General features: G+C 71.7%; 12 protein-coding genes. 2 read left to right on the forward strand and 10 right to left on the reverse strand.

Going from position 1 to position 12,567, the window contains the following annotated elements; genetic code table 11:
* Positions 1-22 precede the first annotated feature (22 nt).
* From metX to AC3X7R_RS02805, 10 genes are all read right to left on the reverse strand, one after another.
* The gene (metX, locus tag AC3X7R_RS02760; protein WP_489964025.1) at positions 23-1,135 is read right to left on the reverse strand and encodes a homoserine O-acetyltransferase MetX; all 1,113 of its coding nucleotides are present in this window, start codon (positions 1,133-1,135) and stop codon (positions 23-25) included.
* 59 nt (positions 1,136-1,194) lie between these two features.
* Complete coding sequence (locus AC3X7R_RS02765) at positions 1,195-2,604, reverse strand: collagen binding domain-containing protein (protein ID WP_489964026.1); 1,410 nt, start codon at positions 2,602-2,604, stop codon at positions 1,195-1,197.
* A 35-nt stretch (positions 2,605-2,639) separates the two neighbouring features.
* The gene (locus tag AC3X7R_RS02770) at positions 2,640-4,091 is read right to left on the reverse strand and encodes a hypothetical protein (protein WP_489964027.1); all 1,452 of its coding nucleotides are present in this window, start codon (positions 4,089-4,091) and stop codon (positions 2,640-2,642) included.
* Positions 4,092-4,223: 132 nt separating this feature from the next.
* The gene (locus AC3X7R_RS02775) at positions 4,224-5,510 is read right to left on the reverse strand and encodes an O-acetylhomoserine aminocarboxypropyltransferase/cysteine synthase family protein (protein WP_489964028.1); all 1,287 of its coding nucleotides are present in this window, start codon (positions 5,508-5,510) and stop codon (positions 4,224-4,226) included.
* Positions 5,511-5,652: 142 nt separating this feature from the next.
* Positions 5,653-5,949: a DUF1416 domain-containing protein gene (locus AC3X7R_RS02780; RefSeq protein ID WP_489964029.1), complete on the reverse strand. Its 297-nt coding sequence runs from the start codon at positions 5,947-5,949 to the stop codon at positions 5,653-5,655.
* A gap of 1 nt (position 5,950) precedes the next feature.
* On the reverse strand, positions 5,951-6,799 hold the full coding sequence (locus AC3X7R_RS02785) for a sulfurtransferase (protein ID WP_489964030.1): 849 nt from the start codon (positions 6,797-6,799) through the stop codon (positions 5,951-5,953).
* 63 nt (positions 6,800-6,862) lie between these two features.
* Positions 6,863-7,321, reverse strand: a complete 459-nt coding sequence (locus AC3X7R_RS02790; protein WP_489964031.1) for a DUF4395 domain-containing protein — start codon at positions 7,319-7,321, stop codon at positions 6,863-6,865.
* A gap of 311 nt (positions 7,322-7,632) precedes the next feature.
* Positions 7,633-8,088 carry a TlpA family protein disulfide reductase gene (locus AC3X7R_RS02795; RefSeq protein ID WP_489964032.1) on the reverse strand — a complete coding sequence of 152 codons (456 nt, stop codon included), beginning with the start codon at positions 8,086-8,088 and terminating at the stop codon, positions 7,633-7,635.
* A gap of 157 nt (positions 8,089-8,245) precedes the next feature.
* Complete coding sequence (locus AC3X7R_RS02800; RefSeq protein ID WP_489964033.1) at positions 8,246-10,444, reverse strand: carboxypeptidase-like regulatory domain-containing protein; 2,199 nt, start codon at positions 10,442-10,444, stop codon at positions 8,246-8,248.
* 211 nt (positions 10,445-10,655) lie between these two features.
* On the reverse strand, positions 10,656-10,970 hold the full coding sequence (locus AC3X7R_RS02805; protein WP_489964034.1) for a MoaD/ThiS family protein: 315 nt from the start codon (positions 10,968-10,970) through the stop codon (positions 10,656-10,658).
* A 42-nt stretch (positions 10,971-11,012) separates the two neighbouring features.
* Here AC3X7R_RS02805 and AC3X7R_RS02810 point away from each other — a divergent pair, with 42 nt between their 5' ends.
* A complete protein-coding gene (locus AC3X7R_RS02810; protein WP_489964035.1) occupies positions 11,013-11,738 on the forward strand; it encodes a response regulator transcription factor in 726 nt (241 codons plus the stop codon).
* A 23-nt stretch (positions 11,739-11,761) separates the two neighbouring features.
* Positions 11,762-12,565, forward strand: coding sequence for a mycothiol synthase (mshD, locus tag AC3X7R_RS02815; RefSeq protein ID WP_489964036.1), 804 nt, complete (start codon positions 11,762-11,764; stop codon positions 12,563-12,565).
* Positions 12,566-12,567 lie beyond the last annotated feature (2 nt).

Consider the following 12,567-nt stretch of genomic DNA (forward strand, 5'->3'; position numbering starts at 1 on the left):
CTCCACAGGGGAGGTCGAGCGCTCAGGTGTCGAGGAACTTCGCGATCCGTGCGTGGTAGCCCGCCGGCGAGAGCAGGAAGGAGTCGTGCCCGTGCGGCGAGGTGAGCTCCTCGAAGTCGACGTCGACCCCGCAGGCGCGCAGCCGCTCGACCATCCGCACCGACTGCGCGGTGTCGAAGCGCCAGTCGGAGTCGAACGACGTCACCTGGAACCGGGTCACCGCGCGCGCGAGCGCCTCCGCCGTGCCCGGGTCGCCGAACGGGTCGAAGTAGTCGAGCAGCCGGGTCAGGTAGAGGTAGCTCAACGCGTCGAACCGGTCGAGGAACGTCTCCCCCTGGTGCTGCAGGTAGTGCTCGACGGCGAAGTCGGGAGCCAGCGTCCAGTCGTCGCCGGTGCGGTCGCGCCGGTGGCCGAACTTGCGCTCCAGCGACTGCCCCGACACGTAGGTGATGTGCGCCATCATCCGCGCCACCTTCTGGCCGCGCCGCGGGGTGACGCCGTGCTCGACGTACCGGCCGCCGTGGAAGTCGGGGTCGCCCATGATCGCCTCCCGCGCCACCGCGGAGAAGGCGATGTTCTCGGGGGTGAGCCGTGAGGAGGCGGCGACCACCACCGCCCGGTCGACCTCGTCGGGCGCGTCGATCGCCCACTGGAGCACCTGCATGCCGCCGAGCGAGCCGCCCACCCCGGCGTAGAGCCGCTCCACGCCCAGGTGGCGCAGCAGCCGACGGTGCACCTGCACCAGGTCGCTCATGTGCAGCAGCGGGAAGTCCAGGAAGTACGGCGACCCGGTCGCCGGGTCGGTCGACAGCGGCCCCGTCGTGCCCGAGCAGCCGCCCAGCAGGTTGGGGCTGACGACGAAGAAGCGGTCGGTGTCGACCGGCTTGCCCGGTCCGATCAGGTTGTCCCACCAGCCGCGCTTCTTGGCGCCGACGTGCATCCCGGCCGCGTGGGCGTCACCGGTGAGCGCGTGGCAGACGAAGACCACGTTGTCGCGGGCCGGCGACAGCTCGCCGTACGTCTCGTAGGCGACCTCGACGTGGTCGAGGCGGCCGCCCCCGCGCAGCAGCAGCGGGTCGGCGTGGGAGGCCAGGACGGCGCGCTGGGTCTCCACATAGCCAAGGGTGCCGCTCACGCGGCGACCCTACTTGCTCAGCCGATCAGCACCCCGCGGCTGGTCAGGGGTGCGACCCCTCAGCGCACCGTCTTGACGTCGCTGACCAGCACGAGCGGCCCCCCGCTCCCGCGGCGGTACGTGGCCCGGAGCGACAGGCCGGCGCCCCGGTCCTGCGTGGTCACCCGGTACAGGAAGCCCGTCGCGCCCGAGATCGGCTTCCCGTCGCGCAGCCACTGACGGCTCAGCGACCAGCCGGGGCGCGGCAGCACCACGCCCAGCAGCGCGCTGCCGACCCTGGCGGTGCCGACCACCACCGGACGCGACCACCAGCCCGGCGACGGCGTCGGGGCCGTCGTAGGGACAGCCGTGGGCACGACCGTGGGAACAGGCGAGGTCGTCTGGGTGGGGACCGGCGTGGTCGGCACCGGGGTCGGAGGAGCGGTCGGTGGCGGCGTGGGTGTGGGGGTCGGGCCCGACCATCCTCCGCTGGAGAGGTCCATGTCCACGCTCGTGACGGTCCCCGCACCGAGCGGGATCGGGGTCGACGGCGCCGAGCACTCGGCGGTGGAGTCCTCGTAGACCTCGACGACCTTGGAGGAGCCCAGGATCCATTCGGCCTGGAGGTAGTACTCCCCCGGCGGCATCCCGACGATGGCGTAGTAGCCCGACGCGTCCGTCTGGACCTGTTGCATCGAGAGGCAGGACCCGCCGGGCGCCACGTCGGTGAGGAGGACGGACGCCTGGATCGCGCGCCCGTCACCGGTGATCCGGCCCTGCACGGCCCCGCCGTCCACGTCCAGGTCCAGGCCGTCGACGGGGTCCGTGGTCACCTCGACGTCTGTTCCCTCGGCCGGCGGCACCGGGATCCCCGCCATCCCGTGGTCTATCTCCACCCGGTAGCGACCGGGTGCCACCGGCACCGTCCACGCGCCGGCGGCGTCCGTCCGGAACTCCTCGTAGAGGACCCAGCTGCCCGCGACGTCCTGCCGGAACACGTTGAGCTTCGCCGCGCGCACCGGCTTGCCACCCACGGTGAGCCGGCCGCCCAGGCTGAGCGCTCCCCGCTCGAGCTGCGCATCGACCACGGTCTCGCCCGCGACGAGCTCGAGGTCCTGCGCGAGCTCGAGCTCCGGCTGCCCGCGGTGGTACTCGGGGACCAGGCCCGGCGCCCGGAACCGGACCCGCACGGCGCTGACCTGCAGGACCTCGAGGATCCCCTTGATGTCGGAGGTCCGGTAGGTGCCGTCGGGGCCGGTCCTGAAGACGCCCAGCGGGACCCACCCGGTGGGGGTCCTCCCGTAGAACTCCGCGACGGCTCCCTCGACCGGTCCGCCGGGCCCGGTGACGGTGCCGACGACCACCCCGGCGGTGGGCGGGTCCTCAGCGCCGGCGGCGGTGACCATCCACGTGGAGAGCAGCAGCGCGAACGCCACCGCCACCGCGCCGAGGCCCTGGCGCACGGATCGTGCAGGCGTGCGTGTGGTCATGGTGGCCCTCCTCAGGGCAGCGAGCAGCGGGGACGTCATCGCACCCGCACCCCGAGGCTGGTCACGACGGACGGCTGCTGGCCCGCTCGTGAGTAGGTGACGCGGAACGAGAGCGTCGTGCCCCGGTCCGCCTTGCGCACGACGTGGAGCGTGCCGGTCGCTCCGGGGACGGGCTTCCCGTCCCGGAGCCACTGGCGGGCGACCGTCCACCCCGGACGGGGCCACGGCAGGCCCACCAGCACCCCGCCCACCCTGGGGATCCCCAGGACGAACGGGAGCGGACCGTCGACGGGCGACGGCGTCGGGTCGAACGTCGGGCTCGGACCCGCCGTCGGACTCGGGTCGGTGCTGGGACTCGGGTCGATGCTGGGGCTCGGGTCGATGCTGGGGCTCGGGTCGATGCTGGGGCTGGGCGACGACCCCACGCGCCGCGGCTCGATCTCCACGAAGGCGGCGCGGTCCTCGTCGACGAGCACGCCGACCCCGTCGTACCCCTCGCCGCAGGGACGGTAGGGCAGGCCGCCGGGCATCGTCGCCTCGAAGGGCCCGTCCGGATAGAGGGGGCGGGAGCTGGCGAAGTACGTACCTGCCCGGAGTCCCACCACCGAGAAGTGGCCCTCCGTACGGAGCGGCAGCACCCCGGCCTCGACGCACGGCGTCGTCCCCGGGCCGGGCCCCCAGGTCTCGAGCAGCACGTCGGCGACGCGACTCCCCCCGTCCTCGCCGACCTGTCCCTGGAGCACCCCTCCCCGGAGGTCATGGTCGACCTCCGTCAGGTCCTCCGTGGACACCTCGACGGTGGTGCGCGTCCCGGCGGTCCCCAGCCACACCGGGTCGGCCGCGGGGAGCTGTTTCCCGAAGCGCACCTGGTACCGCCCGGGGTCCACCCGGACCGACCACACGCCGTCCTCGTCGGTGACCGTGCTCGAGCTGTAGACCAGCGAGCCGTCGTGCCGCACCTGCGAGACCACCGCGTCCGTGACCCGCACCGGCTCACCGCGCACCGTGAGACGCCCACCCAGCACGCGGGCGCCGCGCCGCAGCTCGGGGTAGACGCTGTAGGTGCCGGGACCGGTCAGGACGATGTCCTGCGCATCCTCGACCGTGATCGCGTCGGGATGGAACTCGGAGATCCAGCCCTCCGCCCGCACCTCGAGGCGGTAGGTCCCCGGCTCCAGGCGATCGCTGTAGAAGAGCCCGTCGTTGGAGCTGTGCAGCTCGTGACGCGGCTGCCACGGGCCGGTGCCGCCCTCCCGGGCCCACAGCGTCAGGGAGGGGTTGTCGACGTAGGGGCTCCACCCTCCGTCCCCCGCCTTCACCCAGCCCTTGAGGTAGATCGGCCCCTCGCTGGGCGTGGGGTCGTCGGGCGTCGGGACCGTGGTCGCCCCGGCACCCGCGGTCGCCGTGAGATGGAGCATCCCGGAGACCAGGGCCACCAGGGCGACCGCGATCAGAGGGCGGACGTACCTGAGGACGCGTGCGCTCATGGCGGGGCCCCTCCCAAGGCCGGCGCGCCGTCCCTCCCAAGCCGGCGCCCCTTCACCCTAGGGGCACAACCTACGGTCCGGTAGGCCCCGAACTGGGGACGCGTGAGCAATCCGAAACGTCCGCGGCAGTGCTCACTTGGCCGCGGCCAGCGCCTGCTCCAGGTCGGCGATGAGGTCCTCGACGTTCTCGATGCCGATCGAGAGCCGCACCATGTCCTCCGGCACGCCGGCGGCCTCGAGCTCCTCGGGCGTCAGCTGGCTGTGGGTGGTGGTGGCGTTGTGGATCGCCAGCGACTTGGCGTCACCGATGTTGGCCAGGTGGCTGAAGAGCCCCAGCGACTCGATGAACGTCTTGCCGCCCTCGCGTCCGGACTTGAGGCCGAAGCTGAGGATGCCGCCGTACCCCTTGCCGGTGAAGGTGCGGTCCGCGACCTCCTTGTAGGCGCTGGACTCCAGACCCGGGTAGCTCACCCAGGAGACGGCGTCGTGGCCCTCGAGGTACTGGGCGACCGCCAGCGCGTTCTCGGAGTGCCGCTCCATCCGCAGGTGGAGCGTCTCGAGGCCCTGGAGGAAGAGCCAGGAGTTCATCGGGGTGATCGCCGCGCCGGTGTTGCGCAGCAGCACCGTGCGGGCGCGGATGATGTACGCCGCCGGTCCGGCGGCCTCGGTCCAGACCGCGCCGTGGTAGGCCGGGTCCGGCTTGGTGAGCCCCGGGAACCGGTCGGAGTGCGCTGCCCAGTCGAACTTCCCGGCGTCGACGATGACGCCGCCGATGGAGGTGCCGTGACCGCCGATGTACTTGGTGGCCGAGTGCACCACGACGTCGGCGCCCTGCTCGAGCGCGCGCACCAGGTAGGGAGTCGGCGCGGTGTTGTCGATGATCAGCGGGAGGCCCGCGGCGTGCGCCGCCTCGGACCAGGCCGGGATGTCGATGACGTTGATCTTGGGGTTGCCGACGGTCTCGCCGAAGACCAGCTTGGTCTTCTCGTCGACGTGCTTGGCCAGCTCCTCGGGCTTCTCCGGGTCGACGAACCGCACCTCGATGCCGAACTGCGGCAGCGTGTGGGCGAAGAGCGCGTAGGTGCCGCCGTAGAGGGTGGAGAGCGCCACGATGTTGTCGCCGGCGTAGGTCAGGTTGAGCACGGCGTACGTCGTGGCCGCCGAGCCGCTGGCCGTCGCGAGCGCCCCGACGCCGCCCTCGAGCTGGTTGATCCGGTCCTCGAAGACCGACTGGGTCGGGTTCATGATCCGGGTGTAGATGTTGCCCGGCTCGGCCAGCGAGAACAGGTTGGCCGCGTGCTCGGTGTCGTTGAAGACGTAGGAGGTCGTCTGGTAGATCGGCACGGCCCGCGAGTTCGTCGTCGGGTCGGCCTCCTCCTGTCCGGCGTGCACGGCGAGGGTCTCGGGGCGGTACGTCATGGGGGCTCCTGCTCGGGAAGGATCGAGGTGGTCAGCACCTCGAAGTGTAGTGAAGAAGTAGACTTTAGCGGTGGGTCAGCCACCCCGGTGCGCCGAAGCCCCGCCTCCCCCCGAGGGGAGCCGGGGCTCGGGCGTCGGCCGGTCAGACGGCGATGGCGACCTCGGCCACCTCGCCGATCTGGGCGCGGACCGTGCGGTCCACGGGGTCGGCCTTGGGGGCCAGCGTGCGCAGCGTCCACTCACCGGTCTTGGCGAAGAAGCGGAAGTGGCCGCTGGCCGAGGTCGGCACCTCGGCGGTGAACTCGCCGGTGGCGTCGAGGAGCCGCACGTACGCCGAGCCGACCGGCTCGCCGCTGCGGGTGACCTGGCCCTGGATCACGGCCTCCTTGGCGACGTTGACGCCGTCCAGGGAGAGGCCGCCCTCAGTCGCTCCGCACATCTCAGGCCTCCCCGGGCTCGTCGCCGAGGGCGATCGGGACGCCGACGAGGGAGCCGTACTCGGTCCACGAGCCGTCGTAGTTCTTCACGTTCTTGAAGCCCAGCAGCTCCTGGAGGACGAACCAGGTCAGCGAGGAGCGCTCACCGATGCGGCACAGCGCGATGGTGTCCTTGGAGTCGTCGATGCCGACCTCGTCGTAGAGCTTGCGCAGGTCGTCGTCGGACTTGAAGGTGCCGTCGTCGTGGCAGTTCTTGCTCCACGGCACGTTGAGGCTGGTCGGGATGTGGCCGGCGCGCTGCGACTGCTCCTGCGGCAGGTGGGCCGGCGCGAGCAGGCGGCCGGCGAACTCGTCGGGGCTGCGCACGTCGATGAGGTTCTGCACGCCGATCGCGGCGACCGCGTCGTCGCGGAAGGCGCGGATCGAGCGGTCCTGCTCGGTCGCGGTGTAGGTGGTCTTCTCCCGGGTCGGGACCTCCTGCACCAGCTCGCGGGAGTCGAGCTCCCACTTCTTGCGGCCGCCGTCCATCAGCTTGACGTCGCGGTGGCCGTAGAGCGTGAAGTACCAGTAGGCGTAGGCCGCGAACCAGTTGTTGTTGCCGCCGTAGAGCACCACGGTGTCGTCGTTGCCGACCCCACGCTCGGAGAGGAGCTTCTCGAAGCCCGCCTTGTCGACGAAGTCGCGGCGCACCTGGTCCTGCAGGTCGGTGGTCCAGTCGAGCTTGATCGCGGTGCGGATGTGGCCCTTGTCGTAGGCCGTGGTGTCCTCGTCGACCTCGATCAGGACGATGCCGGGGGTGTCGAGGTTGTCCTCGACCCACTGGACTGTGACGAGCGAGTCTTCGCGGCTCATGGGTTGCTTCTCTCTTTCGGTGGGTGGGTGCTTCTCGACGTGCGTGGAGCGTGAGACGGGGGATCAGGAGGGGTGGGCGGCCCGCGCGGCGCCGGCCCTGAGGCCCAGCCGGCGGCCGACCAGGTAGAGCTCGCAGCCCAGGCAGAAGCCGAAGGCGGAGTTGAGCAGGGCCGCGGCCAGCGCGAAGCCGGTGGCGACCAGGCCCAGGACCGTCACGCCGGAGACGAACCCGGCCAGGCCGACCACGGCGAAGCCGAGCCCGACGGACTGCGCGAAACGCGGGGGCGCGGCGTCCTCGAGGTGGGCCGGGGCGGAGAGCCGCGGCCGGACGAGGGCGCGGAAGAGCCAGGCGTACGGCGTGTGCTGGACGCCGCGGAGCGCGCCGACCGCGAAGACCAGCGCCTGGACGGCGAGCAGCGCGGTGGCCACCGGCCCGGGCGCGGTCAGCAGCACCCCGGCCAGGACGACCGTGGTGATCGCGGCGGCGAAGCGTGCGCCGCGCGGATCGATCTGGGTGCTCATGCTGCGTCCTGTCCTGCTCGACTCTGACGAGGTCTCCGACCGCCGGCCGCGCGAGGACGGCAGGCGGGGCCGGGCAGCCGCGGGGGGCGGCGCGCGGCGGGGCGACGGGCTGCGGGATCCCGGCCGGACGGCCGGGCGCAGCGTGGGGTCGGCCCCTCAGGACATTCGACAGAGGGACGAGCGCATGCGGCAGTGATCCACCGCGCGCCGCTTCGTCAACCAGGTCGAGCTCATGGGCAAGAGCCTAGGGCCGGAGGTCGCCCGACCAGAAACGCGCGTCTCGCCATTCGGGACGCCCGTCCACATAGTGGTCAGCGCTCGTCCGTGACGGGTGCCGCCAGCCGCCCGAGCGCCGCGAGGACCTGCTGAGGGGTCGGCACCCCGGCTGCGCGAGCCACCTCGCGTCCCTGGGCGTCCAGCACCAGCGTCGTCGGCGTGCGCAGCACCCCGACCCGCCGCACCAGCTCGAGGTGGGACTCCGCGTCGACCTCGACGTGCGCGACGTCGTCCATCGCCTCGGTGACCTCCGCGAGCGTGCGCCGGGTCGCCCGGCACGGGGCACAGAACGCGCTGGAGAACTGGAGCAGCGTCGCCCGCTCCCCCAGCCGGTCGGCGTACTCGGTGTCCGCGACGACCGAGATCGGCGTCCCGGTCCCGGTCCCGGTCCCGGCCTGGTCGCGCCAGCGGCCGTCCGTCCGGGCGCGCCAGCCGCCGAACGCCACGGCCGCAGCCACGGCGATCAGGAGCACCCACTGTCCGGTCGTCACATCAAGTCCCAACGCCGGGAGCGACGTTCGCCATTCCCGCCCGCGAGCCCACCGCCTGCGGGCGTGCCGTCGCCCGGGGACGACAGTGGCCCCGCCCCGGCACAGAGCCGGGACGGGGCCACCTGAGGATCAGAGGGGATCAGAGGTGATCAGAGGATCACTTCTTGCCCTTCTTGCCCTTCTTCTTCTTGTTCTTCTTGCCCTTGTTGCCCTTGTTGCCGGCCTTGCCCTTGACCTTCTCGAGCTTCTTCTTCGAGACGGTGGACTTGGACTCGACGAAGTTCTTGCCGGTGAAGACGAAGGCCACCTTGGCGTTCTTCTTCTTCTTGCCCTTGAGCTTCTTGAGGGCCTTCTTCATCTTCTTGGAGCCGAGCACCTTGGTGATCGTGACCTTGGCCTTGCCGTTCTTCACCTTGGCGGAGCCGACGGTCACCATCTTCTTCTTGTTGATCACCAGCTTGACGGCCACCTTGCCGTCGACCGCGGAGGCGGCGATGGACGGGGCCGAGACCTTGACCGCGACCGTGCCCTTCTTGGCCTTGGCCTTGGTCGAGGTGGTGGACTTGACCGCGGCGGTGGACTCGCTGACCGCGACACCGGAGTAGACCCGGTCGGTGGTCTCGATGCGGTTGCCCACGCGCACGGCGATGGCCTTGCCGAACTGAGCGGCGCTCAGGGACAGGGTCGGGCCGGTGGCGACGACGGCGCCGTCGGCCAGCCACTCGTAGCTGAACTTGGCGCTGCCCATGCCGTTCCACACGCCCGGGTCGGCCGTGAGGGTGTTGCCCACCAGCGCCTCGCCGGCGATGGTCGGCCGGTCGACGGCGACCAGCGACTTGGTGAGCGAGGCGTCGATGCCGGCGGTACGGGCGCCCGAGGGGACGACGACCTTGGTCGCCTTGCTCCGCACGGTGCCGTTCCAGAACTCGCCCACGTGCTCCTCGGCCCAGAAGGAGACCGTGTAGGTGCCCGGACGCAGCCAGGAGAGCTTGTAGGTGCCGTCGAGCTCGACGTCGACACCCTCGATGGCGTCGCCGTCCTCGTTGTGGACGGTCACACCGGCGGACTCGAGCTGCTCACCGGTCTCGGAGGTCACCGTGCCGGTGATCCCACCCTGGCGGACGAGCTGGATGTCCGCGGTGGCGGGCAGGCTGGCCGTCGGGACGGGGGTGGCGTTCTCGTAGGACTCGGTGCCGCCGAACCAGGCGCCGATGACGCCGAACGCCTCGATGCCGGTGGAGTCCTCCTCGCGGGGACCGAAGCCGTTGGCGTAGACCTTGATGGCGTCGTCGGGGATGCCGTCGAGCTCGGTGAACTGGTAGACGCCGTCACGGTTGGTGTACGCGACCACGGACTCGCGGTCGTCGAGGTCGGCCGGGGTGGTCGACGCGGCGACCGGCAGGCCGACGAGCGGCGTGCCGTTCTGGTCGGTCACCCGGCCGGAGAGGTCGACGCCGGTGACCGGCTCGACCACCCGCGGGGTGAGGGCGAAGTTGACACCCGTGACGGCCTGGTCCTTGGCGGCCGCGACCAGGTTGGGCGTGCCGCCCGGCGCGACGTTGTCGTAGGACTCGCTGACGTACTCGCCGATCTCCGGGTCCTCAGCCGTGATCTCGTAGGAGCCGGCCGAGACACCCTCGAGCAGGTAGGCGCCCGTGGAGTCGGTGTAGTCGCTGACGTTGCTGCCGGTGTCGGCGTTGTAGCCGTTGACCCGGATCCGCGCGAGCGGGACCCCGGCGTCGCTGGTCACGACACCGGCGATGGTGGCGCCCTTGGTCATGACGACGTTGCCGAGGTTGGGGCCGGCAGCACCGTTGACCGGGGTGGCGGTGGCCAGGGAGACCTGGTCGTTGTACCACTCGGTGGCGAAGCCCTGCGCGGCGAACCGGAGCTTGACGTCACCGGTGCCGGTCGGCGCCTGGAAGCTGCCGTCCTTGCGGGTGTAGGTCTGGTCGCGCAGGTTCCCGCTGGCGGCGTCGTAGACCTCCACGCTGGCGTTGGAGATCGGTCGGCCGGCACCGTCGGTGACGGCACCCGCGACGTACGGCGCGTAGTCGATCGTCCACGGCGACAGCTGCGCGACGCCGTCGGCGACGGTGACGGCGGTGGCGGTGGCGGCGGTGGCCTGGTCGAGGTAGTACTCGGTGCGCAGGCGCGAGTCGAAGGGGTCGAACGAGACCGTGTAGGTGCCGGCGGGCACGGTGGCGGAGACACGGCCGAGGTCCACGTAGGCGTCGGTGACGTAGGAACCACTCGTCGTGTAGACCGAGAGGTACCCGCTGACCGGGTTGCCCTTCGGGTCGACCACGGTGCCGCGGAGGTTGTCCTCAGCGGCGTAGGCAGGGACGCCTCCCATCGAGAGAGCCCCCATGACCAGGGCCCCAACGGCCCCAGCACTTACCAGTCGGCGCGAAGCGCCACTGATCTGCGTTCCCATCTTGTGCCTTTCTACCTGCGGTCCGCCGAATGCGGGCCGGGCTAGCGGGACGCTAGTGGTTTTTACTTTGTTAGGAGACTGGTTTCAAAGTCACGGGCGCAAAGTGATCTTGAACACTGATATTTGGCCGTCAGCCGCCCGCGAAGGGCGGGAGGAACTCCACCGTCGACCCCGGGGAGACCAGCACGCTCCCGGGCTCCGCGCGCCCCACCGGCCGGTCGTCGACCAGCGCCGAGCAGACGCCGAGCACCTGCGGGAGGCGCTCAGCGTCGGGGTGCAGCGCGATCGCCCGCTCCACCAGCGCCTCCAAGGTGAGGGCCTCGTCGGCGGGCACGACGTCGGTCGCCACGCCCGCCGCGTGCCGCGCACCCGCCCAGTAGCGCAAGGTGATGTTCCCGGCGACATGACCACCGGCTGGACCATTGTCGGCCTGCAGCGCTCCCATGACGGATATCATCCCCCAACGTCGCTACGACAGGAGGTGGTCATGAGCACGCTGCTGTTGCTGACCAGCGCCCTCCAGCCCTCGGCCGAGGTGCTCCCGGGGCTGACGCTTCTCCCCCACGCGGTCAAGATCCTGCCCGCCGAGGGCAGCGCCCTGCTCGAGGCCCCCGACGCCCACCTGGTGCTCGTCGACGGACGCCAGGACCTCGCCCAGGCCCGCGACCTGTGCCGGTTGATCCGCACGACCGGCGCCGACGTGCCGGTCCTGCTCGTCGTCACCGAGGGCGGGCTGGCCGTGGTCGCCCACGACTGGGGCATGGACGACGTGGTGCTCCACACCTGCGGCCCCGCAGAGCTCGAGGCCCGGATCCGGATGGCCACCGGTCGCCTCGCCGCCGCCCGTGCCGCCGCCGACCCCGACGCCCACGTGATCCGCTCCGGCGAGGTCGTCGTCGACGACGCCTCCTACACCGCCCGGATCGGCGGCCGGCCGCTCGACCTGACCTTCAAGGAGTTCGAGCTCCTCAAGTACCTCGCCCAGCACCCCGGCCGGGTCTTCAGCCGCCAGCAGCTCCTCCAGGAGGTGTGGGGCTACGACTACTTCGGGGGCACCCGCACGGTCGACGTCCACGTGCGCCGCCTGCGCGCCAAGCTCGGCCCCGAGCACGAGACGCTGATCGGGACCGTCCGCAACGTCGGCTACCGCTTCGTCCTGCCCAGCCGGGCCGAGGGCCTCCTCCCCGTCGAGCAGGAGACCACCGGCTCCTGAGGGGTGTCCCCTAGGCTCGGGGCATGCCCACCCTCGAGGCCCTGATCTCCCGCGCCGAGGTGGCGGACGGCGTCGCCCCGTTCGACGAGGCCACCCTGATGGCGCTGCGCACCGGTCGCCTCCGCTCGCTGCGCCGCGAGGGCGGCCTGGCCCTGGTGCGCGACGAGGAGCTCGCCCTGCTCGTCGACCCGCCCGCCCGCGGGCGCGGCCTCGGCGGCAGCCTGGTCGACCAGGTGCTCGCCGAGCACCCGGAGGTCTCCCGCGCCTGGAGCCACGGCAACCACCCCGCGGCGGCACGGCTGGCGGCCCGCCACGGGTGGGAGCGGGTCCGCGACCTGTGGGTGATGCGGCGCACCGCCGAGGAGCTCCCCCCGCTCGACCCGCCGGCCGACGTCGTCGTGCGCAGCTGGCGCGAGAGCGACCGCGACGAGCTGCTGCGGGTCAACGCGGCGGCGTTCGCCCACCACCCCGAGCAGGGCGCGATGGACGAGGAGAACCTCGCACTGCGGATGGCCGAGCCGTGGTTCGACCCCGAGGGCCTGATCGTCGCCACCGACCCGCGCGGTCGGATGCTCGGCTTCCACTGGACCAAGCAGCACTCCCCCCAGCAGGGCGAGGTCTACGTCGTCGCCGTCGACCCCGCCGCCCAGGGCCGCGGGCTGGGCCGGCTGCTCACCCACACCGGGCTCGCGCACCTCGCCACCCGGGGCGTCTCGGAGGTGATCCTCTACGTCGAGGCCGACAACGCCGCGGCGGTGGCGACCTACGCCGGGCTGGGGTTCCACCACGCCGAGGCGGACACCCACGTGATGTACGCCCGCCCCTGAGC

Source organism: Nocardioides sp. Z22_16 (assembly GCF_058134365.1).

Excerpts from the sequence above, each read along its gene's own strand:
- AC3X7R_RS02765 (WP_489964026.1), bottom strand. The coding sequence starts at position 2,604 with ATGACCACACGCACGCCTGCACGATCCGTGCGCCAGGGCCTCGGCGCG.
- AC3X7R_RS02770 (WP_489964027.1), bottom strand. The coding sequence starts at position 4,091 with ATGAGCGCACGCGTCCTCAGGTACGTCCGCCCTCTGATCGCGGTCGCC.
- AC3X7R_RS02775 (WP_489964028.1), bottom strand. The coding sequence starts at position 5,510 with ATGACGTACCGCCCCGAGACCCTCGCCGTGCACGCCGGACAGGAGGAG.
- AC3X7R_RS02780 (WP_489964029.1), bottom strand. The coding sequence starts at position 5,949 with ATGTGCGGAGCGACTGAGGGCGGCCTCTCCCTGGACGGCGTCAACGTC.
- AC3X7R_RS02785 (WP_489964030.1), bottom strand. The coding sequence starts at position 6,799 with ATGAGCCGCGAAGACTCGCTCGTCACAGTCCAGTGGGTCGAGGACAAC.
- AC3X7R_RS02790 (WP_489964031.1), bottom strand. The coding sequence starts at position 7,321 with ATGAGCACCCAGATCGATCCGCGCGGCGCACGCTTCGCCGCCGCGATC.
- AC3X7R_RS02800 (WP_489964033.1), bottom strand. The coding sequence starts at position 10,444 with ATGGGAGGCGTCCCTGCCTACGCCGCTGAGGACAACCTCCGCGGCACC.
- AC3X7R_RS02805 (WP_489964034.1), bottom strand. The coding sequence starts at position 10,970 with ATGGGAGCGCTGCAGGCCGACAATGGTCCAGCCGGTGGTCATGTCGCC.
- AC3X7R_RS02810 (WP_489964035.1), top strand. The coding sequence starts at position 11,013 with ATGAGCACGCTGCTGTTGCTGACCAGCGCCCTCCAGCCCTCGGCCGAG.
- mshD (WP_489964036.1), top strand. The coding sequence starts at position 11,762 with ATGCCCACCCTCGAGGCCCTGATCTCCCGCGCCGAGGTGGCGGACGGC.